This is a genomic window from Mycobacterium asiaticum DSM 44297, assembly GCF_000613245.1.
Taxonomy (GTDB): domain Bacteria; phylum Actinomycetota; class Actinomycetes; order Mycobacteriales; family Mycobacteriaceae; genus Mycobacterium; species Mycobacterium asiaticum.
Genome location: NZ_HG964937.1, coordinates 865,033 through 890,008, shown reverse-complemented (window position 1 = coordinate 890,008; position 24,976 = coordinate 865,033). Strand labels below are relative to the sequence as shown.

Annotated in this window: 27 protein-coding genes; 7 read left to right on the top strand and 20 right to left on the bottom strand. The window is 66.5% G+C overall.

What is annotated here, in order from left to right:
• Nucleotides 1-9 precede the first annotated feature (9 nt).
• From BN972_RS14485 to BN972_RS14475, 3 genes are read right to left on the bottom strand one after another with little or no spacing between them, the layout of a single operon-like run.
• On the bottom strand, nt 10-813 hold the full coding sequence (locus BN972_RS14485) for an SDR family NAD(P)-dependent oxidoreductase (protein WP_036359055.1): 804 nt from the start codon (nt 811-813) through the stop codon (nt 10-12).
• On the bottom strand, nt 800-1,039 hold the full coding sequence (locus BN972_RS30450; RefSeq protein WP_051545647.1) for a hypothetical protein: 240 nt from the start codon (nt 1,037-1,039) through the stop codon (nt 800-802). Before BN972_RS30450 ends, BN972_RS14485 begins: the two co-directional genes overlap by 14 nt.
• 35 nt (nt 1,040-1,074) lie before the next feature.
• Nucleotides 1,075-2,208, bottom strand: coding sequence for a Rieske 2Fe-2S domain-containing protein (locus tag BN972_RS14475; RefSeq protein WP_036359050.1), 1,134 nt, complete (start codon nt 2,206-2,208; stop codon nt 1,075-1,077).
• Between the two features lie 101 nt (nt 2,209-2,309).
• Here BN972_RS14475 and BN972_RS14470 point away from each other — a divergent pair, with 101 nt between their 5' ends.
• The gene (locus BN972_RS14470) at nt 2,310-4,031 is read left to right on the top strand and encodes a 3-ketosteroid-delta-1-dehydrogenase (RefSeq protein WP_051545470.1); all 1,722 of its coding nucleotides are present in this window, start codon (nt 2,310-2,312) and stop codon (nt 4,029-4,031) included.
• Here BN972_RS14470 and BN972_RS14465 read toward each other — a convergent pair.
• Nucleotides 4,028-4,639 carry a PadR family transcriptional regulator gene (locus BN972_RS14465; protein WP_099051131.1) on the bottom strand — a complete coding sequence of 204 codons (612 nt, stop codon included), beginning with the start codon at nt 4,637-4,639 and terminating at the stop codon, nt 4,028-4,030. The genes BN972_RS14470 and BN972_RS14465 overlap by 4 nt on opposite strands.
• Nucleotides 4,640-4,797: 158 nt before the next feature.
• On the opposite strand from BN972_RS14465, the gene BN972_RS14460 reads away from it, so the two are divergent.
• Both BN972_RS14460 and BN972_RS14455 read left to right on the top strand, forming a co-directional pair.
• Nucleotides 4,798-5,397: a PaaI family thioesterase gene (locus BN972_RS14460; protein WP_051545646.1), complete on the top strand. Its 600-nt coding sequence runs from the start codon at nt 4,798-4,800 to the stop codon at nt 5,395-5,397.
• Between the two features lie 24 nt (nt 5,398-5,421).
• On the top strand, nt 5,422-5,772 hold the full coding sequence (locus tag BN972_RS14455; RefSeq protein WP_235192456.1) for a hypothetical protein: 351 nt from the start codon (nt 5,422-5,424) through the stop codon (nt 5,770-5,772).
• Here BN972_RS14455 and BN972_RS14450 read toward each other — a convergent pair.
• Nucleotides 5,769-6,539 carry an SDR family oxidoreductase gene (locus BN972_RS14450; RefSeq protein WP_200869747.1) on the bottom strand — a complete coding sequence of 257 codons (771 nt, stop codon included), beginning with the start codon at nt 6,537-6,539 and terminating at the stop codon, nt 5,769-5,771. The two genes, BN972_RS14455 and BN972_RS14450, sit on opposite strands and share 4 nt — an antisense overlap.
• Before the next feature lie 284 nt (nt 6,540-6,823).
• On the opposite strand from BN972_RS14450, the gene BN972_RS14445 reads away from it, so the two are divergent.
• Nucleotides 6,824-7,135 carry a hypothetical protein gene (locus tag BN972_RS14445; RefSeq protein ID WP_235192455.1) on the top strand — a complete coding sequence of 104 codons (312 nt, stop codon included), beginning with the start codon at nt 6,824-6,826 and terminating at the stop codon, nt 7,133-7,135.
• A gap of 1 nt (nt 7,136) precedes the next feature.
• Here BN972_RS14445 and BN972_RS14440 read toward each other — a convergent pair whose 3' ends face one another.
• Together BN972_RS14440 and BN972_RS14435 are read right to left on the bottom strand one after the other, a co-directional pair.
• Nucleotides 7,137-7,916, bottom strand: coding sequence for an MBL fold metallo-hydrolase (locus tag BN972_RS14440; protein ID WP_036359038.1), 780 nt, complete (start codon nt 7,914-7,916; stop codon nt 7,137-7,139).
• Nucleotides 7,917-7,935: 19 nt separating this feature from the next.
• Nucleotides 7,936-8,460, bottom strand: a complete 525-nt coding sequence (locus BN972_RS14435; protein WP_036359035.1) for a VOC family protein — start codon at nt 8,458-8,460, stop codon at nt 7,936-7,938.
• Between the two features lie 94 nt (nt 8,461-8,554).
• Here BN972_RS14435 and BN972_RS14430 point away from each other — a divergent pair, with 94 nt between their 5' ends.
• Complete coding sequence (locus tag BN972_RS14430) at nt 8,555-9,523, top strand: aldo/keto reductase (RefSeq protein ID WP_036359031.1); 969 nt, start codon at nt 8,555-8,557, stop codon at nt 9,521-9,523.
• Here BN972_RS14430 and BN972_RS14425 read toward each other — a convergent pair whose 3' ends face one another.
• The 3 genes from BN972_RS14425 to BN972_RS14415 all read right to left on the bottom strand — a co-directional run bounded on the left by BN972_RS14425 (nt 9,524) and on the right by BN972_RS14415 (nt 13,083).
• Nucleotides 9,524-9,739 carry a hypothetical protein gene (locus BN972_RS14425; protein ID WP_036359029.1) on the bottom strand — a complete coding sequence of 72 codons (216 nt, stop codon included), beginning with the start codon at nt 9,737-9,739 and terminating at the stop codon, nt 9,524-9,526.
• A 50-nt stretch (nt 9,740-9,789) separates the two neighbouring features.
• Nucleotides 9,790-11,724 (bottom strand): molecular chaperone HtpG, encoded by a 1,935-nt coding sequence (htpG, locus tag BN972_RS14420; protein WP_036359023.1) that lies wholly within the window; start codon nt 11,722-11,724, stop codon nt 9,790-9,792.
• 75 nt (nt 11,725-11,799) lie between these two features.
• The gene (locus BN972_RS14415; RefSeq protein ID WP_036359021.1) at nt 11,800-13,083 is read right to left on the bottom strand and encodes a glycosyltransferase; all 1,284 of its coding nucleotides are present in this window, start codon (nt 13,081-13,083) and stop codon (nt 11,800-11,802) included.
• Here BN972_RS14415 and BN972_RS27740 point away from each other — a divergent pair.
• Both BN972_RS27740 and BN972_RS14405 read left to right on the top strand, forming a co-directional pair.
• Nucleotides 13,077-13,802 carry a TetR/AcrR family transcriptional regulator gene (locus tag BN972_RS27740; protein ID WP_315968797.1) on the top strand — a complete coding sequence of 242 codons (726 nt, stop codon included), beginning with the start codon at nt 13,077-13,079 and terminating at the stop codon, nt 13,800-13,802. The two genes, BN972_RS14415 and BN972_RS27740, sit on opposite strands and share 7 nt — an antisense overlap.
• A 178-nt stretch (nt 13,803-13,980) precedes the next feature.
• Entirely contained in the window at nt 13,981-16,260 is a 2,280-nt protein-coding gene (locus tag BN972_RS14405) for a SpoIIE family protein phosphatase (protein WP_235192454.1), read from the top strand.
• Between the two features lie 8 nt (nt 16,261-16,268).
• On the opposite strand, the gene BN972_RS14400 is transcribed toward BN972_RS14405, so the two are convergent.
• The 10 genes from BN972_RS14400 to BN972_RS14360 form a co-directional block, all read right to left on the bottom strand.
• Nucleotides 16,269-16,760: an anti-sigma factor antagonist gene (locus BN972_RS14400; protein ID WP_390176214.1), complete on the bottom strand. Its 492-nt coding sequence runs from the start codon at nt 16,758-16,760 to the stop codon at nt 16,269-16,271.
• Nucleotides 16,761-16,821: 61 nt separating this feature from the next.
• The gene (locus BN972_RS14395; RefSeq protein WP_051545465.1) at nt 16,822-17,298 is read right to left on the bottom strand and encodes an ATP-binding protein; all 477 of its coding nucleotides are present in this window, start codon (nt 17,296-17,298) and stop codon (nt 16,822-16,824) included.
• A 166-nt stretch (nt 17,299-17,464) separates the two neighbouring features.
• On the bottom strand, nt 17,465-18,088 hold the full coding sequence (locus tag BN972_RS14390) for a class I SAM-dependent methyltransferase (protein WP_036359015.1): 624 nt from the start codon (nt 18,086-18,088) through the stop codon (nt 17,465-17,467).
• Complete coding sequence (locus BN972_RS14385) at nt 18,085-19,017, bottom strand: SAM-dependent methyltransferase (protein ID WP_036359012.1); 933 nt, start codon at nt 19,015-19,017, stop codon at nt 18,085-18,087. Before BN972_RS14385 ends, BN972_RS14390 begins: the two co-directional genes overlap by 4 nt.
• Before the next feature lie 99 nt (nt 19,018-19,116).
• The gene (locus BN972_RS30445; RefSeq protein WP_216637570.1) at nt 19,117-19,389 is read right to left on the bottom strand and encodes a hypothetical protein; all 273 of its coding nucleotides are present in this window, start codon (nt 19,387-19,389) and stop codon (nt 19,117-19,119) included.
• 85 nt (nt 19,390-19,474) lie between these two features.
• Nucleotides 19,475-20,350 (bottom strand): hypothetical protein, encoded by an 876-nt coding sequence (locus BN972_RS14380; protein ID WP_051545463.1) that lies wholly within the window; start codon nt 20,348-20,350, stop codon nt 19,475-19,477.
• A 5-nt stretch (nt 20,351-20,355) separates the two neighbouring features.
• Entirely contained in the window at nt 20,356-20,967 is a 612-nt protein-coding gene (locus tag BN972_RS14375) for an RES family NAD+ phosphorylase (RefSeq protein WP_099051089.1), read from the bottom strand.
• On the bottom strand, nt 20,960-21,472 hold the full coding sequence (locus BN972_RS14370; protein WP_036359009.1) for a hypothetical protein: 513 nt from the start codon (nt 21,470-21,472) through the stop codon (nt 20,960-20,962). The genes BN972_RS14375 and BN972_RS14370 overlap by 8 nt, the downstream gene beginning before the upstream one ends.
• A gap of 50 nt (nt 21,473-21,522) precedes the next feature.
• Nucleotides 21,523-24,318 carry a DUF4349 domain-containing protein gene (locus tag BN972_RS14365; RefSeq protein ID WP_036359006.1) on the bottom strand — a complete coding sequence of 932 codons (2,796 nt, stop codon included), beginning with the start codon at nt 24,316-24,318 and terminating at the stop codon, nt 21,523-21,525.
• Nucleotides 24,315-24,920, bottom strand: a complete 606-nt coding sequence (locus BN972_RS14360) for a MerR family transcriptional regulator (RefSeq protein WP_235192453.1) — start codon at nt 24,918-24,920, stop codon at nt 24,315-24,317. Before BN972_RS14360 ends, BN972_RS14365 begins: the two co-directional genes overlap by 4 nt.
• Nucleotides 24,921-24,976: the final 56 nt, after the last annotated feature.

Below are 24,976 nucleotides of genomic sequence, written 5' to 3'. Positions count from 1 at the left end.
GACCGCCCTCTAGCGGACCACCACGTCGCTCGGATCGCGCGGCACGCCCAGATGCCGGTGCGAGGGCGGCCGGCGGCCGCCCTCGTCGGTGATGCCGTAACGTTCCGCCAATTCGGCGCCGATAACCGTCTGCCCGCTCAACTCCCCCAACTGGGGATCCCGATACAGCGCATCAATCAGATGCCCGGTGAATTCCGGTGTTTCGGCGTGCTCGGCGGTCGCCGCCAACGCCTCCGGATTCCCGGCGAAGGCGCCACGCAACCGTTCGGTGAGCAGAATGCCCATCCAGATCGAGACGGTCGCAACGCCGGTGCCGCGGAAATCGACCGCCATGTCGGTGGCCATCTTGTCGACCCCCGCCTTCTGCGCCCCGTATGCCGGCCCGTGCATGTAGCACACCGATCCCGGCGACGAGGTGAAGGCGATCAGGCCCCGACCGCGCGACACCAGCAGCGGCGCGGCATGCCAGGACGCCACATACGACGATCGCAAACCCACATCCAGCACATCGGCCAACTCAAGCGGCTTCTCCCAGAACGGTTTCGGGCTGACCAGTTCGTCGGAGATGACGGCGGCGTTGTTCACCAACAGATCCAGACCGCCCTCGGCACGCACCCGCTCAAACAAACCCGCCACGGCCCCGTCGTCGCTGTGATCGACCCGAACCGCGACGCCGCCCGGCGGGGCGTCAATGATGGTGCGCCCCGTCGCATACACCCGCCACCCGGAAGCACCTAGTGCCCACGCAATACCGCGGCCGGCGCCGCGACTGGCGCCGGTCACCACCGCAACCGGAGCGTCAGAGTCCGTCAACGATCGCCAAATCCCCTGCCGCAACGGCGGCCTCGATCGACTCACGCAGGGCCGAGCAGGCCAGGAACGGCCGCCGGTGGTGCCCGGCGATCCGGTCTGCGTCCTGACGCTCTGCGCATTGCGCGGACGCCGAAGCATTCCATTGCACGCTGGTCTGATTCCAGCTGCTCTTGCGCACCAGCACCGCGGCCCCACACGTGCGGCACGACACCGGCGCCATCGGCATGTCGTCGAGCCGGTTGTCGGTCCGCACCGAGAGCGTCACGACACCGAACCCGCCTTCGCGGCCATGTTCGCCTCGATCTGTTTCATCCACGCCTCGTACGGCCGGGTGGTGTCCAACTCGAACTCGAAGCGGTCCACCATGTCTGGCTGGACGTCGGCGACGTCGACATAGAACTGCTGATACCAGCGCCGCAGCTGGTACACCGGACCGTCCTCCTCGACCAGCAATGGGTTGTCAATCCGCGCCTTGTGCCGCCAGATCTCAACGTCCTGCTCGAATCCCATCTTCACGTAGTCGCCGAGGCTGATCGCGGTCTGCATGGCCTCCTCCGCAGGCAGCGTCTCGGACTTCTTGACGATGATCCCATATTGCAGCACAAACGAATTGGCATCGATCGGATAGTGGCAGTTGATCAGGACCGTCTGCTGGTCACCGTCTTCGTAGTGGTAGGTCAGATCGTCGACCATGAAGGAGGGGCCGAAGTAGGAGGCCACCGAGGTGGTACCAAGCATCTTCGAGCCCTCACCGCCCATGTCGGGCCGGCCCTCGCCGTTCATGTACTGGGTGGCGACGTGCCCCTCGAAGATGTTTTTGAAGTAGGTGGGCAGCGAGCCATGGATGTAGAAGAAGTGCGCCATATCCACGACGTTGTCGATTATTTCGCGGCAGTTGCTACCGACGACAGTGGTGTACCAATGCCAATCGGTCCACTCCTCGCTGTTGGCGCCCTCGATGCGCGGGATGGTCGCGGCGGGCGACGGCGGGTTGCGTTCGGGGTCGTTCCAGACGAACAACATGCCGTCCTGCTCCATCGTGGTCCAGGTCGCCGTGCGGGCCGTGCGCGGGGTGCGTCGTGCATAAGGCACCTGCTTGCAGCGGCCGTCGCCGCCCCACCGCCAGTCGTGGAACGGACAGGCGATCTCGTTGCCCTTGACCTCGCCCTGGGACAGGTCGCCGCCCATGTGCCGGCAATAGCTGTCCAGCACGTTGATCCTGCCGTCCCCGCTGCGGAAGACGACGAGCTTCTGGCCGAACGCGTTGATGGCGTGCGGCTTGCCGTCCCCGAAATCTCGGACCAGACCCAGGCAATGCCAGCCACGGGCGAACCGGGTGGGCGCGGGTTGGGCTTCGATCAGCCGAATCTCGTCGGCCTCGGGCTGCGACGTCATAGCCATCATTCAACGCTTCCCGGGCCGGCTTGGCGATCGCATGTTCCACTGATCAGGAAGCCTCTTTCGCCCCTTCGACAAACCGGCCTAGCGTTGCCACTGTGACTGCACCCAGCGCGACGATCCCGGCCGGACTCGCCGTCGCCGATACTTCCGTGGATCTGCTGGTGGTCGGTTCCGGCACCGGGATGGCCGCCGCGCTGACCGCTCATGAACTGGGACTTTCGGTGCTGATTGTGGAGAAGTCGTCCTACGTGGGCGGGTCGACGGCCCGCTCGGGCGGTGCGCTGTGGTTGCCGGCCGGGCCCATACTCGAAGAAGCCGGCGCGGGCGATACCACCGCCAAGGCCACCAGCTACCTCGAGGCGGTGGTCGCCGGATCGGCACCCGCGCAGCGGTCCACCGGTTTTGTCGAGCACGTGCCCGCGATGGTCGACATGCTGCGCCGCACCACCGGTCTGCGGCTGTTCTGGGCCCGCGACTATTCGGACTACCACCCCGAACAACCCGGGGGCAGCGCGGCGGGCCGCACCTGCGAGTGCCGTCCGTTCGACACCGCGATCCTGGGCCAATACCGCACCCGCCTGCGGCCCGGTGTGTTGGAGGCCGGGTTCGCAATCCCGACGACGGGCGCCGACTACCGGTGGATGAATTTGGTTGCGCGCGTGCCGCGAAAGGGCATACCGACATTCGGCAAGCGCATCGCCCAGGGCGTGGGCGGGCTGTTGATCGGCCGGCGCTATGCCGCGGGCGGTCAGGGCCTGGCGGCCGGCATGTTCGCCGGGGTGATCAACGCCGGTATCCCGGTGTGGACCGACACCACGCTTTCCCGCCTGCTCGGTGACGGTGCCCGGGTGACCGGCGCGGCGCTCAACCATGGCGGCCGGGAGGTGATCGTCACCGCCCGACGCGGCGTGGTGCTGGCCACCGGCGGATTCGACCACAGCATGGACATGCGCTGGAAGTTCCAATCGGAGTCACTCGGCGCCCACCAAAGCCTTGGCGCCGACACCAATACCGGCGATGGAATCCGCGTGGCCCAGGAATTCAGTGCCGGCATTGACCTGATGGATCAGGCGTGGTGGTTCCCCGCGATCGCGCCGCTGCCCGGCAAGGCGCCCACGGTGATGCTGGCCGAACGGTCGCTACCGGGATGTGTGATCGTGAACCAGCACGGGCGCCGATTCACCAACGAGGCGTCGGACTACATGTCGTTCGGCCAACGGCTGCTCGAACTGGAGCGGTCCGGCAGTCCCGTTGAGACGATGTGGATCGTCTTCGACCGGCAATACCGGAACAGTTATGTCTTTGGCGCCGAACTCTTTCCGCGGATGAAGGTGCCCCAAGCGTGGTTCGACGCGGGGATCGCCGCGCGTGCCGAGACGCTGGCCGACCTGGCGGCACAGATAGGCGTTCCAACAACGGAATTCGCCAAAACCATGCGCAGCTTCAACGAAAACGCTGCTGTGGGTAGGGATCCCGAGTTCGGACGTGGCGAAAGCGCCTACGACCGTTACTACGGCGACCCGACCATCAAACCCAACCCCAACCTGCGTCCGCTGATCAACGGCCCGTTCTACGCGGTGAAGATGGTGTTAAGCGATCTCGGCACCTGCGGTGGGCTCAAGGCCGACGAGCGCGCGCGGGTACTGCGTGAGGACGGCAGCGCGATCGCCGGTCTGTATGCCATTGGCAACACGGCCGCCAATGCGTTCGGAACTTCCTATCCGGGCGCGGGCGCGACGATCGCGCAGGGCCTGGTGTACGGCTACATCGCGGCCCGGGACGCGGCGCACGATGCCGCCCGAGACGCTGCGAATTAGTCCGCGGCGCGCTTGGCCTGCACCTGCTTCTCGACTTCGCGCCAATAGCCCGGAGTGGGCCGCGGTTTGCCGAAGCCGCCCTTCGCGGCGTTCTCGATGATCGCGCCGGCCTCGTCAATGTCCTTCATCAACTCCAGCGCGAATTCCCGCTCGGCCGCGTAGTACTTGGCCGCCCAGCGCAGGGCCATCACCGAATACGCCCACGCGGGCTGGACCTCGGCTCCCTCGGCGTCCTCGACGGCCTTGCGGTACCGGGCTTCGGCGTAAGCCACGTGCTCGGCCAGCAGCTCCTTGAGCCGGGTCGGGTTGCTCAGGTGACCGAACGTAACTCGAAGCAGCATGCTGTGTTTGAGCACCGGCGGGTCCAGCGGCGCATTGTTGGTCCAGTCGGTGATGGCGGCCATGCCCTCCGGGGTGATCTTGTAGAGCCGCCGGCTGCGGGTGCCCTCATCGCGTTCGACGCGCGATGTCACCAACCCGAGGCTCTCCAGCTTCTTCAGCTCGGTGTAGATCTGGCTGTAGGACGGGCTCCAGTAGTAGAGGTCGACGCTCCAATCGATCCACTTCTTGAGGTCGTAGCCCGAGATCTCTTCCTCGTAGGACATCATGCCCAGCAGCGCCCAGCTGGTGGCGGCCAGCGCCGACTTCACCTTGTCGGAGGGTCCGCTGGGTTCACTCACGTCGCCAGGTTAACAACTCACATCGCCAAATCGCTCGGGCACGGACCGCTGACCGGGACAATTACGGCTGCTCTATGGTGACGGGCATGGTGGATTCGTTTGCGTCGATGACTGATTCGTTGCCGGTATACGAGACGTTGGCGGCGTCGGTGCGCCGCCTGATCGACGCGACGATCCGCACCGAGGTCGACCACGACGTCATCGCCGACGCGACCGCCAGAATCGACAGCGTCACCGCGCAACTCAGCGCCGAGCTCATGCCGGGCACGTTCGGCCAGCGGGACGTCGACGACGGCCAGGGTATCGCATCCGGCAATGTCGTTATCGGCGTTCGCAATCCGTCGGCGCCGCCGCTGGTGGTTCACCACGAGGACGACGGATCGGTGTGGACCGAGTTCAATCTCGGCGCCGCGTTCGAAGGGCCCGTCGGGCACGTGCACGGGGGCGTGTCGGCGTTGATCCTCGACCACGTGCTGGGCGCCACGGCGCACCGGCCGGGTAAGCCCGCCTACACCGGCACCTTGACCCTGCGCTACCACAAACCCACACCGTTGCGGCAGCCACTACGCGCGGATGCGTGGGTCGACAGGATCGAGGGCGTCAAGACGTTCGCGGCGGGACAGATCAGCGGCCCCGCGGGCGTAATGGTGTCGGCTGAGGGTATTTTCATTCATCCGCGCAGCTAGGCCGGGAACCGGGAAGGGACACCTATGTCGAAGATGTTTGCGCTCGTCCTCGCCGCGGGCTGCTTCGCGACCGCCGGATGGCAGCCCGCGACCGCCGCGCCGGCCTGCTTCTCCTCCGATGGCTGGCAGCCAACCTCATCCGGTGCCGGCATCGAAGTGTGGTATTTCCATGAGCCGCAGCATATTTCGACCCCCGAGCAGGTCACTGCAGTGGTGATCAAGAAGGACGGCAGCACCGAAACGCTGGAGAGCGCCATCGAGGCCGGCCAACAGGTGCACCGCTTCGAGTTCCCGGCCATCCCGCAATCTGCGGTCGCCGACGTCTTTTTCGACACCCCCGGCGGCCGGTGCTTGGTGGCCGCACCCGGCAGTTAGGGCCGCTGGCCGTTCCCCAGGACCGCCCCGGCGGCCGCCGGTGCACCCCGTGCGACCACCACCGGCATGGACGTCGAGGCGTTGGTGCGCAGAATCGTATGCACGACCTCGACGAGATCCTCGACCGGCATCAGCTGACCCGGCATGCAACCCCGCGACACCCACAGCGGATAGGCCTGCATTGCGAGTTCGCGATCCCACCCGGCGTTCATCCCCGTCTGGGCCTCGCCCTCACCACCAGCACACTCGCCGACGATGAGGTTGGTGAAGCCAATTTCCGGGTGTTCGGCGCGCCACGCCTCGACGAGGCGCTCGAGCGCCGCCTTGCTGACGCCGTAGGCGCCCAGCCCCGGCCACGGCGGACCGAACGTGCCGGCATCCGAGGATAGGTACACCACCTTCCCGCCTTCCGCGGACAAGTGCGGCACGGCGGCCGCCGTCGCCAGCGACGCACCGATCACGTTGGTATCGAACACCCGCCGCCAGGTCTGCGCGTCGGTGTCGACCAGCCGCACCAGCGGACTGATGGCCGGAGCGTAGACGAGGTTGTCGATGCCGCCCAATGCCTCCGCCGCGGCGCTGATTCCAGATTGTGCGGATGCCTCATCCGTCACGTCGCACTCGATGGCGGTGGCCGCCGATCCAGCCTGCTGGGCGGCGGACTCGATGCGTTCCCGCCGCCGGGCGAGCAGCGCGACCTGATCGCCGCGTTGCGCTAAGCCGACACCAATACAGCGCCCCAAACCGCTCGAGGCTCCGATCACCACAGTTCTCGCCATATCGACCTCCGTAGCCGACTATGACATATGCCCGGAAGCCTATGAGAACGGGGTTACCGGTTTAGCAGCATGGCGTTGCCTTGGCCCGACCGGGCCGGCGGCCAGGTCGGGCCAGCTGGCGCTCCGCGCCGGCGTGCGCCCGAGTCGGCGCGACCGCTTCGACCGACTTCGCCGCGCGGCCTCGCAACGCCAAGCGCCACCCGTGCCCGTGTCCGTCGTCACCGTTTAGCCCCGGTGCTGGCGGGTAAATGGGCTCACGGCAAGGAGTAAATGTGACGAATCCAGAGACCGACCCGATCGACCACCATCGAACCACCCGGCAGCACGCCGGCGAGACGATGAAGAACGGGACCAACGCCCCTGGCATCGTCGGCGTTGCGCTCGGGGTAGCCGCCCTGATCATCGGCTTGGCCGCGTTGGCCAACGGCAGCTTCGCGGCCGGAACGGTCTGCGCCCTGGTCGGGCTCGTGATTGGCGGCGCCGGACTGGCGTGGTTAAGGCGTGCCCACCGCCAGGTTCGCGCCGCGGAACTGCGCTGGCACGACACGCATTCCGACGAACCCGTGCCGCCACCGACCAGCTGATTCAGGCCCTTCGGCGGGCCCGGTCCAGCAGGCTCGGATCGTGAGCGCACACGATAATTAGGTCCGGATCCCGCCGTTCGTAGAGTTCGGCAAGCCGCGACTGGTTGTCGTGCAGCTGCCTGCGGTTGAACGAGAACATCTCCTCTTGCAGCCGCAGCAGGAACGGCACCTTCGACCGCTCCAGGCTGCCGTGGTGGTAGAACGCATCCCCGCAATGCAGGATCCAATGGCTGCCGGCATCGACAGCGACCGCGGCGTGGCCGCGCGTATGTCCAGCCATCGGCACCAGGATCACACCATCACCAACCTCGGCCAGCGGCTTTGCCGCCGGGAAGCCCCGCCACGCTTCACCGTCGGGACTGTGCTCGACCAGCTTTGGCTGATGAGCCCACTGCACACCGCGATACCGCACCCGCTCCCGCACCGACGGAGCGTGCACGGCGCCCCGTGCCTCCGCCGCAGTCACATGGACGAAAGCGTCCGGGAAATCGCTGATTCCACCGATGTGGTCGAAATCAAAGTGCGTCACCACGATGTGGCGCACATCGGTGCGCCGGAAGCCCAGTGCCTCTATCTGGTGCGCCGCAGTTTCGGCCGGATCGAACGCCGGACGCATGACGTGCCGGAACGGACCGACGCGCGCCGGGTCCGCACAGTCGCGTAGTCCAAATCCGGTGTCTACCAACACCAGTCCGTGGTCGGTCTCGACGAGCAGCACGTAACACACCAATGGGACGCCGGGCACATTCATGCTGCCGCAGTTGAGGTGGTGGACTTTCATCTGGTCGCCTCTTCGCTGTTCATCCGAGCACCCGGACGGGTTCGGTGCCATCCCAGTTCCTGGCCACCTCGCGAATGTAGCCGAACAGTTGCCCCTTGGGGCCACTGATGTCGCTAATCTCGATGACGGTGCCCTGCTCGAATTCGGTGTCGAGATATGCGAACCGACCGCGCTCACCGCCGATGCAGCCCTCCTGGGCGACGGTGTATCCGGCCGCTATCGCACGGTCATACAGTCCCTGATAATCGTTGCTCCAGTAGGCGATGTGTTGGGCCCCGTCCCGCCCGGAGTCGAGAAAGTCTTTGTACATCGACGGTGCCTCGTTGCGCTGCTGGATCAGTTCGAGCTGCAAATCACCCGAATTAGCTAGTGCGACGCTCATTTTCAAATTCGAGTCGATGCCCCGGTAGCGGAAGTAGTCGACGATGATATCCCCGATGTAGAACCACGGTCCGACGCCGTGGCGCACCCACCGATCCATGGCGGCGTCGATGTCGCGCACCACATAGCCAATCTGGTTGATGCTGCCAAACATTCGGCTCATCGAGTGCTTCCTCCCTGCCAGGGCGATCCACCGACAGTCATCGCACGCTCGCCTGGGCATGTCAAGGTCATCGGCGGTCGGTACGGTGGGATTCATGAAATACGTTGACGTCGAGGGCGTCGGACAGGTCAGTCGCATCGGACTAGGGACGTGGCAGTTCGGCTCACGGGAATGGGGCTACGGGGACAGCTACGCCTCGGGTGCGGCCCGGGACATCGTGCAGCGCTCGCGAGCGCTGGGAGTCACTCTGTTCGACACCGCCGAGGTGTACGGCCTGGGCAAGAGTGAGCGGATCCTCGGCGAAGCGCTCGGTGACGAGCGCGCCGAGGTGGCGGTGGCCAGCAAGATCTTTCCGGTCGCCCCCTTCCCCGCGGTGATCAAGCAGCGCGCGCGGGCTAGCGCCCGCCGGCTGCAACTGGACCGGATCCCGCTGTATCAGATCCATCAGTCCAATCCGCTGGTTCCCGACTCGGTGATCATGCCCGGCATGCGCGACCTGCTCGACGAGGGCAAGATCGGCGCAGCCGGCGTTTCCAACTACTCGCTGTCGCGGTGGCAGCAGGCCGACGACGCGCTGGGGCGCCCAGTGATCAGCAATCAGGTGCAGTTTTCGCTGGCTCAACCGCGGGTGCTCGAACACATGGTGCCTTGGGCGCAGCGCGAGAACCGGATCATCATCGCCTACAGCCCGCTCGCGCAGGGACTGCTCGGCGGTAAGTACGGTGTCGACAACCGTCCCGGCGGGGTCCGCGCGGCCAATCCGCTGTTCGGCACCGAGAACCTGCGGCGCATCGAGCCGCTGCTGCAGACGCTGCGTGATGTGGCGGCCGAAGTCGATGCCAAACCGGCGCAGGTCGCGCTGGCCTGGCTGATCAGCCTGCCGGGTGTGGTCGCCATTCCGGGCGCCTCCAGCGTCGAGCAGCTGGAGTTCAATGTGGCCGCCGCCGACATCGAGCTGAGCACCGAGTCGCGCGACGCGCTCACCGCCGCGGCACGCGCATTCAAGCCGGTATCGACCGGCCGGTTCATCACCGACCTGGTCAAGGAGAAGCTGGGACGCTAGTCAGTGGGCGACCCGGCGCCGACTCAACGGGGCCGTGAAGCCGCCGGTGTCATCGAAGCCGGCCCACTGACCGTCGTCGTCAACCTCCATCCGCCAGCCATGCTGGTAGCGGCCGACGATCGCCTCAGCGAACCACCGGTGCGCGGACTCCGCGTCGTCGAAGTCCCTGGTCGCCACCACATGACCATGCGGATCGATGGCCCGAAACACAGTCATGTGATGCATGTAACCACTTCGGACAATATTCAACCGGCCAACCTGGTTTTTTACAGCGTGCGGGCCAGGCGGTCGGCCAGCAGCTCAGCAAATCGGGCCGGATCCTCCAACGCCCCACCCTCGGCGAGCAGCGCCGTGCCGTAGAGCAGTTCGGCCGTTTCGGCGACGGTTGCATCGTCCGGACGATCCGCGTGCGCCTGGCGCAGCCCGGTCACCAGCGGATGGTTCGGGTTCAGTTCCAGGGTCCGTTTGCCCACCGGCACATCTTGTCCCGATGCCTGGTAGAGCCGCGCGAGCGCGGGGGTGATCCCGAACGCGTCGGTGATCAGGCAGGCCGGTGAGTCGGTCAGGCGGGTAGAGAGCCGCACTTCCTTGACGTGTTCGCTCAGGGTTTCCTTGAGCCAGCTCAGCAGGTCGGCGAATTCCTTCGCCTGCTCCTCCCGCTCGGCCGCCGACGACTCTTCGTCGGAATCCAGGTCCACCTCGCCCTTGGCCACCGACTGCAACGGCTTGCCGTCGAATTCGTTGACCACGCCCACCCAGATCTCGTCCACCGGGTCGGTGAGCAGCAGCACCTCGTAACCCTTGGCCTTGAACGCCTCCAGGTGCGGCGACTTCAGCAGCTGCTGGCGCGATTCTCCGGTGGCGTAGAAGATCTGCGTCTGGCCGTCCTTCATCCGCTCGACGTACTCGGCCAGCGTGGTGGGTTCCTCGTCGCTGTGCGTGGAAGCGAACGACGAAACGGCCAGCAGCGTCTCCTGGTTGTCGAAGTCGGACAGCAGGCCTTCCTTGAGCACCTTGCCGAACTGGGTCCAGAAGGTGCGGTAGTCGTCGGGCCGCTGTGTCTGGATGTCCTTGATCGTGGACAGCACCTTCTTGGTCAACCGGCGGCGGATCGCGTTGATCTGCCGGTCCTTCTGCAGGATCTCGCGAGAAACGTTGAGCGACAGGTCTTGTGCGTCAACGACCCCCTTGACGAACCGCAGGTACACGGGCATCAGGTCTTCGCAGTCGCCCATGATGAACACGCGCTTGACGTAGAGCTGGACCCCAATCTTGGCGTCCTGGTTGAACAGGTCGAAGGGGGCCTGGGAAGGGATGAACAGCAGCGCCTGGTACTCGAAGGTGCCTTCGGCCTTCATCGCGATGACCTCGAGCGGGTCGTCCCAGGCGTGCGCGACGTGCTTGTAGAACTCCTTGTACTCCTCCTCCGACACCTCCTCCTTGGGCCGGGCCCACAGGGCTTTCATCGAATTGAGGGTCTCGGTCTCGATGGTTACGGTCTCCTCGCCGCCCTCTTCTTCCGAAGGCGTCCGGCGTTCGACCTCCATGCGGATCGGCCAGGCGATGAAGTCCGAGTACTGCTTGACCAGGCTCTTGAGCTTCCACTCCGAGGTGTAGTCGTGCAGCTCGTCCTCGGCGTCCTCGGGCTTGAGGTGCAGCGTGACCGACGTGCCCTGCGGGGCGTCCTCGACGGTCTCGATGGTGTAGGTGCCCTCACCGCTGGACTCCCATCGGGTGGCCTCGCTCTCGCCGGCCTTGCGGGTGACCAATTCGACCTTGTCGGCCACCATGAACGAGGAATAGAAGCCGATGCCGAACTGCCCGATCAGTTCCTCGGACGCTTGTTCGTTCTGGGCGCTCTTGGCTTCCCGGAGCTGTTGGCGTAGTTCGGCGGTGCCTGACTTGGCCAGCGTGCCGATCAAGTCCACCACCTCGGCCCGGGTCATGCCGATGCCGTTGTCGCGAACGGTCAGCGTGCGCGCCTGCTTGTCGACGTCGAGCTCGATGTGCAGATCGGAGGTGTCGACGTCGAGGTCTTTGTTGCGCAACGCCTCCAGCCGTACTTTGTCCAGCGCGTCGGACGCGTTCGAGATCAGCTCCCGCAGGAACGAGTCCTTGTTGGAGTAGACCGAATGGACCATCAAATCCAGCAGTTGCCGGGCCTCTGCCTGGAATTCCAGCTGCTCGACCTGCGCGTTCATGAGGTTCCTTCCTAGCTCTTAAGCCAACTACCCGACCTGAATTTAGTCAGCTGGGAATTGTTGGTGAGCCGGGGGTCACCGCGGTGAGGGTGCGCGCATCAGGTCGTCGACGACATTCGCCAGGCAGGCGAATCCAGGTGCCGCAGCCATCTCGGCCGCGATGTGACGGCTTCTTTCCCGGTAGCGCGGCTCATTGAGCACGGCGAGAATGTCGCGGCGCAACGCCCTCGGCGACGGCCGTTCGGTGCGCAGCCGACGCCCGACACCCGACCACGCCACCCGCGCGCCGACCTCGGGCTTGTCCTCTTTGCCACCGGTCGCCACGATCGGCACGCCGTACCGCAAGGCGTACTGCACTCCCCCGTAACCGCCGTTGGTCACGTAGACATCCGTGCGCGGCAATAGCTCGTCGTAGGGGAGAAACATTGCGGCACGGGCGTTTTCGGGTAAGGGCGGCAGTGTGTCCAACGGGCGCCCACCGGTGCTGACTACCACCAGCACGTCCTCGTCGGCCAGGGCCGTCAGGGTCGGCGCAATGGCCTGGCGGTAATCGAGGTTGGCGACGGTGCCCTGGGTGACGTGTACGACCGGGCGGGAGCCGTCCAGGTCGGACCACCAGTCCGGCAGCGGGGCCTGCGACCCGGCCGCGCCGATCGGTCCCGCGAAGCGCAGCGTCGAGGGCGCATCCGAACGCGGGTATTCGAACGAGGGAACGGTGAACTGGACGATCGCGTCGGCATAGCCGCACCAGTCGATCAGCGAATAGGGCAGCCGACAATCGTGCACCTGGTGATACAGCTCATCGGCAGTCCTGTTGGGCTGAGCCAACATTCGCTTGCCGACCACCGCCAGCGCCGCGTTGCGTTGCCGGTTGGCCCAGCGGGCGGGCGGAAATCCCATGCCATACGGTGCCGTGTCCGCACTAGCGATCGGCAGCGGTACGACACCGCACACGACAACGGGAGGGCGGGCCGGGCACCGGTGGCCGAGTAGCAGTGCGCCGCCCATGGTGGCCGGTTCCAGCAGCACGCAGTCCGCGGGCGCAGCGAAGTGCGCCGCCTTGATGGTGTGGTACTGCGAGACCGTCGGTCGAACGAAGACGTGTTCGATGTCGAATGCGGCGGCCTTGAGGCCCTTGAGCTTTGCGCGCTCAGGAAATTGCTTCAGGAAGCTTTCGTCAAGGTCGGCGTCGGGCGGCAGCGGAATGTGCACGGCGCCAACCGCACGCACCCGATCGCCGAAGCGGGCACCGGTGATGAACCGCACGGAATCACCGCGTTCGACGAACTTCCGGGCAATCTCCAGCATCGGTGAGACATGGCCGTGGGCGGGAAAGCTGCCGATGATTATCGATGCCATGTTCGCCCCCTGGCGTCATGCTTCACTACCTGATGGTAGTATTCATTACTGTGCCACAGGAGTCAATGTCGAAAACGTCAGCGCGGCCGGCCCGCGCATATCGATCGGAGCTCCGCCAGCAACAGGCGCAGCAGACCCGGCAACGCATCCTCGCCGCGGCGGCCGAATTGTTCGCCGAACAGGGCTACGCCCGAACCACGCTCGCCAAGATCGCCGAGGCCGCCGGCGTCTCGCCGGAAACCGTCCAGGGCCACGGCCCCAAGGGTGCGCTGTTGACCGCGGCCGTGGAATACGCAGCATTCGGCATCGCGGGCGAAGAGGACATTCGCAACCTCGAAGTGGGGCGCCTCTTTAGCGCCAGCAAGACCAGCGACGAGGCTCTCGGTTACCTGATCGACGCGTTGACGAAGGTCCACCTCGGGACGGCGCGGATCGCCCCGGCATTGATCGGCGCTGCCAGCCATGATCCCGAGGTGGATCGATTCCTGAACGATTTGAATGCCAGCATCAACCAGCAGATTCGACGAATTCTCGATGTCGCGCTCGGGCGTGGCTGGCTGCGGACAGACTTGCCCTTCGACGAACTCGTCGAGACCACCGCGGTGATCTGCAGCGTCGACACCTACCTGCGGCTGACCCGCGATGGCTGGACCGCGGCACGCTATCGACAGTGGTGCCGGCGGATGATGGCGGAAAACATTTTCGCTAGCAATGAATAGCGCGATTACGCGGCGCGGATCGTGCAGTGCGGCACGAATATGCGTAGATTGTCTATCGGGTTGAAACTGCAGCCTTTAGTCGACATGGCGCAGAGCCGTTCCGGAACCGGACATGCTTTCGGACCAGCCTCCGCCGGCAATCGTAAGGCCCGCAAGGGGTCGGAAATATGTTGGTGCAGTGCGTGTGAGTCGGATCGCGACCCCGCCCTCGGAATGTCAGCCTGTCCCAGACCTGGTTCCGGTCGGTACACCCATCGGATTGGACAATTGCGCCCGCGAGCCGATCCACATCCCCGGCAGCATCCAGCCGCGGGGCGTGCTCGCGGTGGTACGCGAACCCGGCTTCGAGGTGCAACAGGTGAGCGCCAACGTCGAGCAGCTACTGGGTCGTCCCATGGATTCCGTCCTGGGGCGGCACCTGTCGTGTCTGCTCGGTGCCAAACAGGCCGCCCGGGTGGAACAGACGGCCTCGGCGTTCGGCAACCTCGCCCAGCGCAATCCGGTCGAGTGCGCGATCGACGTGGGCGGCGAGGCCAAGGCGTTCGACATCATCCTGCATCGTGACCCCGGCGGAATCCTGCTGGTCGAGATCGAGATCGCCTACGGCGAACGTCCTTTTTCCTTCCCGAATACCTATCAGGCCGTCCGCAGTTCGGTGGAGGACCTGAACCAGGCTGCCACGCTCGTGGAGCTTTACGAGATGGCCGCGCGCGCAGTACGCGAACTCACCGGCTTCGACCGGGTCATGGTGTACCGGTACGACGCGCACTACAACGGTGAGGTCGTCGCCGAGGCCAAGCGCGACGACCTCAACTCGTTCCTTGGCTTGCACTATCCAGCCAGCGACATTCCGGCCCAGGCCCGCGCGCTGTACGAGAAGAACTGGATACGGCTGATCTCGGACGTCGACTACACGCCCGTGCCGATCGTGCCGACCATCGACCCCTCGAACGGCACGCCACTGGACCTCACCTTTGCCACCCTGCGCAGTGTCTCGCCCATCCACATCGAGTACCTGCAGAACATGGGCGTGCACGCGTCGATGTCCATCTCGTTGCTGCGACACGGCCGGTTGTGGGGACTCATCGCCTGCCACCACTACGCCGGCCCACACCTCCCGCCGTTCGGTACCCGCGCCGCGGCCGAGTTCCTCGGGTCGACCCTGTCGTTGCGCCTCGTCGACCGGTTCGAGGGTGACCTGCTGCAGAAGCGACTGGCGGCTCAGGCCCTGCTGGCCAAGCTCACCGCCGCCGCGGCGGACGACAGCCAGCCACTGGCCGCGACGCTGCTCGGCGCCCCGGACCTCCTCGACCTGGTGCCCGCCGACGGCGTCGTCGTCGACATTCAAGGCGACCGCCGGACTCACGGGTCGGTGCCGGCGCCAGACGTCGTGTCCGCGGTCGCCGCGTGGGCACGAGGTGCGGGCGACGAGATCGCGAGCAGCGAGTGCCTCGCCGACGAGCTGCCCGAACTTGCCCTTGATTCACAGCTGGCCGCGGGCGCACTGGCGCTCAACCTGCCGGACGGACAGTCCGCGATCTGGTTCCGCCGCGAGGTGCTGCGCTCGGTCGACTGGGGCGGCGACCCACACAACAAGGCGATCGCGACCAACGAGGGTTCCGGAATACGGCTCAGCCCACGCAAGTCGTTCGACCGCTGGCGCGAGGTCGTCCACCAGCGCAGCGAACCGTGGACTCTCACCGAGCGCGAGTCAGCCGAGGCGTTGCGCCGCTACCTGGTGGAGTCGCTGTACCGACGGACCCGCGGCGCGCTGCGCGTGGCCGAGACGCTGCAGCGCAGTCTGCTGCCCGAGTCGATCCCGACGCTCGACAGCTGGCACCTGTCCGCGCACTACGAGCCCGCGGCCGGCGACAACGTCGGCGGTGACTGGTACGACGCGTTCGAGTTGCGCGACGGCCGGCTGATCGTGCTGATCGGGGACATCGCCGGGCACGGCGTCACCGCGGCCGGCACCATGGCGCAGCTGCGCAACGCGCTGCGCTCGCAGCTGTTCGCCGGCGCCGCACCGGCCGAGGCGTTGCATCAACTCAACGACTTTTGCCTGCACCTGATGCCCGGCGCATTCGCCACCGTCATCGCCGCACGAGTCGATTTGGATTCGGGAGAGGTCGAGGCCGCGTGTGCCGGCCACCTGATCCCCTACCTGACGTATTCGGGCGGCGGCTCGGTTCCGGCACCGATCCAGCTCTCCCCGCCGATCGGTGTACGAGGCGTTACCTACTCGGCCAGCGCGTTCACCGTAGAGCCCGGACAGGGTCTGGTCCTGTACTCCGATGGCCTGGTGGAACGGCGCGGTGAGTCGATCGACGACGGACTGGATCGGTTGGCTCAGACGCTGAGCCGGACGGGGAATGCGACGGCTACCTGGATCTGGACGGCCATGGCCGCCAACGACACCGAGGACGACATCACCATCGTCACCCTGCAGCGCCCATAGGCACCGGATCAGCAGGCGTGCGCCGGCTCGACGAGCTGCAGGCTTTGCGGCGCGCTGGTGTGCACCGGCAGGATGTCGTCGAGACCGCACGCCCTAACGATGCGACTGACCGCCGGGTCGATGCTGACCAGGCACAGGTCGATGCCGCGCTCCCGGCACCGGTGGGCCTCCTCGGCCAGCGCCTCGTACGCCGAGCAGGACATGAATTCCACGCTGTTGACATCCACGATGAAAAGCTGAGGTGCGGTGACGAAAGCCGACGCCTCCGCCAGCAGTAGCCGCCAATTCCCGTCGTTGCACCCGTCGATATCGCCACCGACATAAACGATCACCGCTGAATCGAAGCCCTGCACGGTGGCGCGCATGGTGCTGCTCTGGGCACCGAGTTCGGAGACGAGGCGCGGGCTCAATCGCAGAGGTGTAGCGAAGACTTCGGTGACGGCACGGCTCATGCTGCGCTCCTCGACCTCTCGGGGGAAATCGACCCTCTGAAGGCTCACTTATGAACCTGCCGAGGTTTAGCCGAATTCGTTGGGCCTGAAACGCCCGACTTCGCGGCGATCAACTTGCCTGGCTGAAGACGAAGTTGTTCGGCGGGCAACCGAAAAACCGGAGGCACACGGTGGTGCCCCCCTCTCCGCCGTCGATGGTGCAGTCATCGGCAAGGGTGCGCATCAGCATGATGCCCCGGCCCCGGGCATTCGACGGCGAGGTGTCGGGCTCAACCCAATGCCCATGGTCGACGATGCAGACCCTTAGCTCCGTGGTGGCGGGGTAGTACGCAATCTTCAATGTCAGGTCGCCGACCTGGTCAAGAATTCGGTAGGCGTGGTCGGCACAATTGGACATTGCCTCGTCGGTAGCGAGAACGATGTCGGCGGCGCGTTCCTCGTCGAGTTCCAGATGCTGATCCAGCCAGTGACCGAACTTGCGGCGAATCATGGCCACGGTGTGCGCGTCGGCCGTCCCCGTATGGGAGTCGCCGAACTCGTCGGCATCACCAATGCCGACCGGATCGCTTGACGTGGAACCACTCACGGATTCTGGGCTACCCGAATGCTGGCGCCGATACACCTGATGTGACCGGTCCCCCACCCGCGCGGTCGAGGTGGAAGCAGTCACCTGGTCTTTTGCCCGGTTTTCCGCGACATAATCTCCCCGGGACCGGGCCGAGACCCGTTGTCGCGCAGGGGCGAGCGGACCGCTAGCCCTTCGTGCCCACCGTCAACAGGTCGGAGATGAGCTGCGTCCACACCGGCCGCGGGATGCGGTGCTGGTCACTGACGGTGAACCCGGCGTCTTCGAACAGCGCTCGCATCTCCGTCGGGGACGGGTTGTGCTGCGGTTTCCACCTACTCGGTACCTGGAACCGTTGCCGGGCGCTCAGGGTCGCGACGGCGACCAGACCACCGGAGGCGAGCACGCGATGGAACTCGCGCAACGCTGCCGGCTGGTCGAAGAAGTGAAACGCCGAGGTCGTTACCACCGCGTCGAGTTCCCCGTCGGCGAACGGCAGCTGCTCGGCCGGACCGCGCCGCCACCGCACCGTGTCCGACTTGGCGCGGGCCTGACCAAGCATGCCGTCGGACATGTCGACGCCATAGATCTCGTCGGGCTGCAATTCCCGTTCGATCCGAGTGCTGAGCACGCCCGTGCCGCAGGCGATGTCGGCGATCTTGCGGGAACCGTGCGCACGAAGCTGGGCGATCACCTCGTCGTGCGGCGGCCGGTAGACCCACTGCTGCAGGAACGGCAGGTCGTAAGCCGGCGACAGCACGCTCCACATCGAGGTGACCGCGCCGTTCAGCACGCGGCGCGGAGCGCTCACTTGGTCAGGACCGAGGTGTAGTAGATGGTGTCGGCCATCGTCACCGAGTCATGGGACTGCGGAACGGGTTCCAGGCCGTGCTCGTCGAGCAACTGGCCCATCTGCACTCCGCTGGTCTGCCAGCCGAGCTGCTGCAGATACTCGGCGACGTCCTTACGCTCACCCTCGAAACCGAGGCTCTCCCAGTCCAGCTCGAACCCGTGCTCGCGCCACTTCGCGGTGGCGCGGCGCATCATCTCGCGCGCCTGCTCGGTGTCCCGCTCCGGCCGATTCGGGATGGCTTCGACCGCGAGCCGACTGCCGTCGGCGCTGAGTGCGGTGATGTTGTCCATCAGCCGATCCTGGGCCTCGGGCGGGAGATACCCGAGCAGACCCTCGGCGATCCAGGCGGTCGGCTTGCTGGTGTCCAGACCCGCGTCGACGAGCGCCGCGGGCCAGTCCTGGCGCAAGTCGATGGCGACCGTGCGCAGCTCGGCCGTCGGCTCGGCACCGAGGTTGCCCAGCGTCGTGGTCTTGAACGCAATGACCTCCGGCTGGTCGATCTCAAACACGGTGGTGCCCGTGGGCCACGTCAGCCGGTAGGCGCGGGCGTCCAGTCCGGACGCCAGGATGACGGCCTGGCGGATGCCCGCCTGGGTCGCGTCCTGGAAGAACGAGTCGAAGAAGCGGGTGCGCGCGGCCATCGCGGCGGGCATGTGCTCGAGCTTCCAGGTCGACTCTTCATCGTCGACGTCGGCCGCCGCCAGGTCGCCGGTGACCCAGCGGGTGAAGAAATCCACGCCGACGGCCCGGACCAGCGGTTCGGCGAACTGATCGGTGATCATTGGGGTGTCGGCGTTGGTCGCGATGGCGCGGGCGGCGGCCACCATGGTCGCGGTGGCGCCAACGCTGGTCGCCAGATCCCAAGTGTCGTTGTCGGTGCGTGGCACGGCTGTTCTCCCAATATCGAGCCAGAGGATACTTAGCCAGTTTAACCTTAGCTAGGTTAAGAACCGGGGCGGTGTGAACCGACTCACACCGGCCGGATATCAGTGCCGGCCAGGACCGCCCGGGCCACCTGGACCGCCGGGTCCACCCGGACCGCCCGGTCCTCCGGGTCCGCCGGGCCCGCCCGGTCCCCCAGGGCCGCCGGGCCCGTTGGCCGCGGGGAGCACGAAGACGCACTGGTTCAACTCGACGCTCCACGCCCAGCCGGGCGCGCAGTCGTCAGCGCGGCTGACGGCCGGCGTGGCCACCGACGTCAAAACCGTCGATGCCAGAACGAACGCGCCGATCGCGCAACGCCGAAGAAAGCGGCTCATTGCCCAACCTCCTGCTGTCATCTGTTGATCAGGTCGATTGTGCGCTTTGCCGGGCTGGCCTGGGGCAGATTCCACGCCTTTCACCTCAGCCGAACTGCAGCCCACGCTTGCGCACCCACAGCACCGCGAAGGCCGTTCCCACGACCCATACCGCCAAGGCCAAGCCGAGATGCACGAAGCTCTTGGTGTCGCGGCCGAAAACCGGGCCGATCGCGGCGGGAATCTGCGTCCAAAACACCTTGTGCTCCAAGCTGCCCATCGGGTCGGCCACGTAGTACACCGCATACGGCACCGCAACGGCCGCGAGCCAGCTCGCGGTGCGGCGCACGTTGTGTCGCTGGCGCCAGCGGCGGATCAGGGGTTCGGCCGGCACCGGGTGCAGCACCGAGAGGACGTTGCCAACGCCGAGCCAGGACACGATGGGCACCGCGACGTTGGGGATCGTCATGGCCAGCTGCGGCACCCCTTCCTTGGACACCGTTAGCGCCGCCGCCACCGCCAGCGTCGGCAGGCCGACGATCACGATCAACGCCAGGTTCTTGATGATCAGGACCCGCCAGATCGGTACTCCGTCGGCCAGACCCTGCCCGACTCGATAGTGGTCACCGCCAAGCAGATTGGTGGTGGTGACGTCGGCAAGGATGAACGAGGAGAAGTAGGTGCTGACCAGGATCACCCAGTCGAGCTGATTGTGGTGGAAGTGCGGGGTGGGATGTTCGGCCCGAGAAGCCAACGGCTGCACCAGCAGCCAGGCGGCCGCCAGCACGAGGTTGGCCAGTACACCTGACAGCCAGGTCCGCGGCGGGTGGAATGCCCAGCGGACCTCGGCGGCCACGGCGAGCGGCAGCGGCCGCTGGAAGTCCTTGGCGGCGCGTCTAGCGGCAGTGGGACGTGGGGCCCACGCTCGGGCCAGGGCGCGCAACGCCGGATGCGCCGCTGAGCGCGTCGGCGTTGCGGACATGTCCCTTAGATCTCCCAGTTGACGGTGAAGTCATGCCGAAGCACCAAGTCGACAAGAATATCGGTCCGATCCGCAAGCAACCACGATTCCGCGGTGAACGCCTCGCGGGCGAAGAACGCATAGTTGACTGAGGTTTCGGGAGTGGTGCGCGACCGGTACACGATCGCGTCGAGCTCGGGCCACCAGCGGCGGGCGGCATCCGCCAGCCGGTGACAGGTGCGCCAGACCCGGTTGCGCTGGCCGGTGCTGATCTGATCGTCGACGTCGAGCGCGTCGAGGTTGCGTTGCGTCCGTAGGTCGAAGATCCGGAGTGGCCGGATCGCCACCAACCGGATCAGGTATTGGGACGCGTGGTCGGCGGGAATGACCCGGCCGGTGTCGCGATAGCGCTCGCGGAACGCGCCCTCGGACGCGGTCGCCGCGTAGCGGGTGCGGAATGCACCCGACTCCGGATCGAACCGGAATCGCGGCTGCGGAAACCCGGTCCACGTCCAGTCGGCGGGCGCGGCGGCTTCGACGCGCCACAATTCGGTGCCGACCGGCACGGTGCGGCTGGCCAGGCCGGTCGGACGTCTGTCCGGCAGCGGGGTCCGGTATCCCGCGGCGAGGCTAGGCACCGACGGCGGCGAGCAATTGCCAGGCGGTGTCCGCGGTCTTCTTCCGGCGCAACCCTTCCGAGATCGACACGCCGCCCAGCTCCTCGCGCTTGATGCGCATGATCCGATCGGCCGCGACCGGGTCGGAGGTGAAGCGCGCCAACGACTTGAGGATCTCCGGGAGGTCGGACCGCAGCCGTCCGTCCTGGAACTGCCAGGCCGGGAACCAGGTGTTGTTGCCGACGGTGACGCCGAGCACCTTGCCGCGGCGGCGCAATTCGTGAACCGCCTGGGGCGTCTCGTAACCCAGCCGCGACTGGACCTCCCGGGTAGGGATGGCTCCGGTCCGGAAGTCGCCCATCATCCCGGCCCGTCGCTCGTTGTTCAGCTTGCGCGCGGCGACGCGCTCCAGTTGCTCGAGCGGGACGGTCGGCACGTCAACAAGCGCGTCGAGGAGCCGCGCGAAATCCGGGTCACGGCGCACGCGTTCCTCGACCTGGGTGACGAGTGCATTGACGGGAGACATGACACCATTCTATCCCGCGGCCGGCCAATTGAAACAATTGAAACAGGCGTTCAGGCCTTCGCCTTTGCAGCTCCCTTCGCTGCTTTGCGCCGCAGCCACAGCACGAGCACGAACACCGGCACCGACAGCAGGACCAGCCATGGCAACAGGAAACCGATCAACAGCAGGCCAGCGTGTGCGGCACCGAGCAGCGAATGCCACCCGCGTTCCAGCGCCCCGGAGAAGCCTTGCGGCGTCTCTTTCGACTCGGTGGAGATGTTGACAGTTATTGTCGCGTAGGAGATTTCGTCACCCAGCGTGAAGCGCTGCGCCTTGAGCGAATCGAGTTCGGCCTGCCGCTGGGTCAGCTGCGATTCCGCGGACAGCAGGTCGGCGACGTTGCCGGCCTTGCTCATCAGTTCCAGCAGTCGCTTGACCGATGTCTGCAGTGCGTCGATGCGGGCGTCGAGGTCGACGCGCTGGGTGGTGACGTCAGTGTGGTTGATCGACATCGATTGCACGCTGCCTAGCTTCTTCGCGTCGGCCAGGACCGCGTCCAGCTTGTCGGCCGGTATCCGCAGCATCAGACTCACCACCGGCGACGACGACCCGGACCGTTCGGTTCGCGAGTCGACCCGCCCGCCGGCGTCTGTGACCGCGGTGATGAGCCGGTCGGCGACCGGGCCGGGCTCGGCGACGACAAGTTGCAGCGACCCGTTGGTCACGATGTCGCGTTTCATCGTGGTGTCCGTGGGCGGTGCCAGCGGCGCCGGCGCGACCGTGGTGTTGTCGGCTATTCCGCCGCCCAGGGTCGCCGGAAGTCCGCTGCTGGGCTCGGGCCGGTATTGGTTGGGGGACTCGGTCAGCTTGCCCGCGGCCACGCCGTCACGCGTCGCTGGTGATGAACCGTCGCGGCTCAGCGACCAGATACCGCCCCCGCCCAGCAGCACGGCTCCGGCTACCACGACCGCAATCACGTTGCGCAGTTTGACGGTTCGCGGCGGTTTCGGCTCGGGATATTTGGCGCCGATGTTCTTGGCATCGAGCGTCCAGCCGGCGGGTATCTCGACCGGCTGCATGACGCGGTGTTGTAACTCGCCCGTGGCGACGATCCGGTCGTCGGCGGCGACGTATGCCGTGAAGCGGCTCAACACTCCGAACCGCAGTGACGTCTCGACGATCCGTGCGGCCCGGTCCTGCGAAGAGGCATGCCGGTCCTCGAGGTCGCGCAGGTGCGCACGGGCCCACAGAGCCCTGATCGTCGGCACTGAAGCACGTTGTCCCACAACCATTACGGACCAGTCCGCGCCGTCTCGGTCGACGCCCCGCACCGTCAGCGACCCGTCAGCGCTGCCGCGGTAGCGCCCCGCAACCACGAGCGGCACTCCAGGTAGCAGGTCGGGCAGCCGCGCCGGGCTCGCGGTGTCGTCGAGGAGCGACAGACCGTCGCTGTGCAACGACAGCGCTCGCACCAGCGGCGCGTCGATGCGGCGTTGCATGGCCTGCAGGGCCTCGTCGAGCCGATCCTCGCTCTCGACCAAATCGCAGTGGCCGCCGCCGACAGTGGCCAGCCGCCGCAGGAATCCGGCGTTGGCGGCTTGGTCGATGCCGACTGCATGCAGGCGTACCCGCTGCAGGTCGGCGGTCAGCCCGCGCAGGATCTGGTCCTCGTTGCCGACCTGCCCGTCGGAGATTAGGACCACGGTGGCGTCCTTGGCGTCGCGCAGCAGGGTCAGCGCCTCCTGCAGCGGCGCGAAAAGGCCGGTGTCGCCCTCCGCCTCGACGCGGGTCAAGTGCTCGACGGCACGAAAGCGGTTGCGATCGTTGGCCGCAACCAGACCGTCAGGCAGACCGGCGGGCCGATCGATCCGATCGGCGAAGGTCAGCACGGTGAACCGGTCGGCGGCGGTGAGCGAGTCGACGATGCGGGCTGCGGCGCGGCGGGCGGCCGCCATCTTCCAGCCGCTCATGCTGTCGGAGCAGTCCAGCAACAGCACCAGGTTGCGTGGGAGCGCAGTCGGATTCGACACCGGGGGCTGCACGGTCAGCAGGTAGGTTCCTTCGTCACCGGCGGCGTCAGGCACCAGCAGCAGGGAATCCTTTGCGGCATAGGGCATTCGGAGCACCAGGTCCCGGTCGGCGCGCGCGCCGGTCAGCACCTTGAGGCGGCCGTCGTCCGTGGTTTCCGTCGGCAGGTTCGAGGTCACGTCGGAAAGCTCCGCGGAGTCGATGCCGATGTCGATGCTCAGCGGAATGCGGCGGGGAAAGCCCGGCAGCAGCACGGGCGGGGTGATCCGGGACGCGTCGGGAACGGCATCGGTGTCAGCGGCGTGGCCGTCGCCGACCGCGGCATCGGCGAGCGGTTCGCCCGGGATGTAGCGCGGCGCAACCACAAGCGGGAACCGGAACGTCGCCTCGCCGTCCTCGCAAGACAGCGGGATAGCCAACGTGATTGCGGCGCTCACCCGTTCACCGGGCTTGATGTTGCCGACGCGGATGGTGAAGACGTCGGGGCGTTCCTCCTCGGTGATGGATGCGCGCCGTCCGGCGGTGACGGACGTGTCGTAACCGCGCCGGGCTTCCTCACGTTCTTTCAGCCCGGCGGGGACGATGCGGCCGTCGAGGGTCAGTCGCAGGTCGGTGACGGCCGATTGATCCGGCAGCGGGAACACGTAGCTGGCCTCCAGCGGTACGTCGAAAGTGTTGACGAAGTCCTGCGTCAGCTCGACCTGGGCGGTGAGGCCGGTGACGTCGACGCGAATGTCGATCCGGTCCAGCGGCAGGTTGCCCCGCTCGGTTCGCAGGGCGCCGAGGTGGCCGTCGGTTGCGCTCGCTGCGTCGGTCGGCCACGTGATGCGGACGGTCATGACGAACTCCGTTCATCGATGGGCAGCAGGCCGCGGTCGGCCAGCAGTTCCAGCAGCGGCCCGGCGGCCGCACGAATTGCCTGGATGTCGTCGTCGGCGGGTTGGGCCGGCAACAGCAGCAGCACCCCACCGGGCAGGCCGACGGCAGACAACGCGGTGCTCAAGCCGTTGGCGGTCGGTTCGGGCACCGGGTCCGCCCAGAACCGGGCGCGGCGCTGGGCGGGCTCCGGTGTGGCCGACCGGCCGGCTTCGGCGGTGAGGAGTTCGTCGGGGATGTCGGCGATGCGGTGCAGCGTCTTCTCGGTCGCACCGGCCAGTTCGGCTTGGATCTGTGCGAGCGGAAGACCTTGCGCCTGCAGCTTTTTCACCGCCACGACCTGTAGCAGCTGCTTGACGCCGTACATCGCGGTGCGGCCTTGCATCGTCGGGCGGTCGACGAGTCCGGTGGTGGTGTACCACCGCACAGCGCGGCGATCCGGCACCTCGCGGACCCGGCCGTTGGGCGATCCCGGGTAGGCGGCGGTGGCCAGCGCGGCGGCAACCCGGCTCACCAACTCGTCCAGCGTCCACGACGCCCGCTCGCCCATGCCTAACGATGACACTGTAACGATTACACTGTCAAGGTATGAAATTCGCGGAGTTGTCGCGCGATTATCGG

What these genes read in the sequence shown, in the direction of transcription:
- BN972_RS14435 (WP_036359035.1), bottom strand. Translation starts at nt 8,460, where the DNA reads ATGAGCCGAATGTTTGGCAGCATCAACCAGATTGGCTATGTGGTGCGC.
- BN972_RS14430 (WP_036359031.1), top strand. Translation starts at nt 8,555, where the DNA reads ATGAAATACGTTGACGTCGAGGGCGTCGGACAGGTCAGTCGCATCGGA.
- BN972_RS14455 (WP_235192456.1), top strand. Translation starts at nt 5,422, where the DNA reads ATGTCGAAGATGTTTGCGCTCGTCCTCGCCGCGGGCTGCTTCGCGACC.
- BN972_RS14440 (WP_036359038.1), bottom strand. Translation starts at nt 7,916, where the DNA reads ATGAAAGTCCACCACCTCAACTGCGGCAGCATGAATGTGCCCGGCGTC.
- BN972_RS14415 (WP_036359021.1), bottom strand. Translation starts at nt 13,083, where the DNA reads ATGGCATCGATAATCATCGGCAGCTTTCCCGCCCACGGCCATGTCTCA.
- BN972_RS14460 (WP_051545646.1), top strand. Translation starts at nt 4,798, where the DNA reads ATGGTGGATTCGTTTGCGTCGATGACTGATTCGTTGCCGGTATACGAG.
- BN972_RS14465 (WP_099051131.1), bottom strand. Translation starts at nt 4,639, where the DNA reads ATGATGTCCTACGAGGAAGAGATCTCGGGCTACGACCTCAAGAAGTGG.
- htpG (WP_036359023.1), bottom strand. Translation starts at nt 11,724, where the DNA reads ATGAACGCGCAGGTCGAGCAGCTGGAATTCCAGGCAGAGGCCCGGCAA.
- BN972_RS30450 (WP_051545647.1), bottom strand. Translation starts at nt 1,039, where the DNA reads ATGCCGATGGCGCCGGTGTCGTGCCGCACGTGTGGGGCCGCGGTGCTG.
- BN972_RS14365 (WP_036359006.1), bottom strand. Translation starts at nt 24,318, where the DNA reads ATGACCGTCCGCATCACGTGGCCGACCGACGCAGCGAGCGCAACCGAC.
- BN972_RS14475 (WP_036359050.1), bottom strand. Translation starts at nt 2,208, where the DNA reads ATGACGTCGCAGCCCGAGGCCGACGAGATTCGGCTGATCGAAGCCCAA.
- BN972_RS14425 (WP_036359029.1), bottom strand. Translation starts at nt 9,739, where the DNA reads ATGACTGTGTTTCGGGCCATCGATCCGCATGGTCATGTGGTGGCGACC.
- BN972_RS14380 (WP_051545463.1), bottom strand. Translation starts at nt 20,350, where the DNA reads ATGTCCGCAACGCCGACGCGCTCAGCGGCGCATCCGGCGTTGCGCGCC.
- BN972_RS27740 (WP_315968797.1), top strand. Translation starts at nt 13,077, where the DNA reads ATGCCATGTTCGCCCCCTGGCGTCATGCTTCACTACCTGATGGTAGTA.
- BN972_RS30445 (WP_216637570.1), bottom strand. Translation starts at nt 19,389, where the DNA reads ATGAGCCGCTTTCTTCGGCGTTGCGCGATCGGCGCGTTCGTTCTGGCA.
- BN972_RS14370 (WP_036359009.1), bottom strand. Translation starts at nt 21,472, where the DNA reads ATGTCTCCCGTCAATGCACTCGTCACCCAGGTCGAGGAACGCGTGCGC.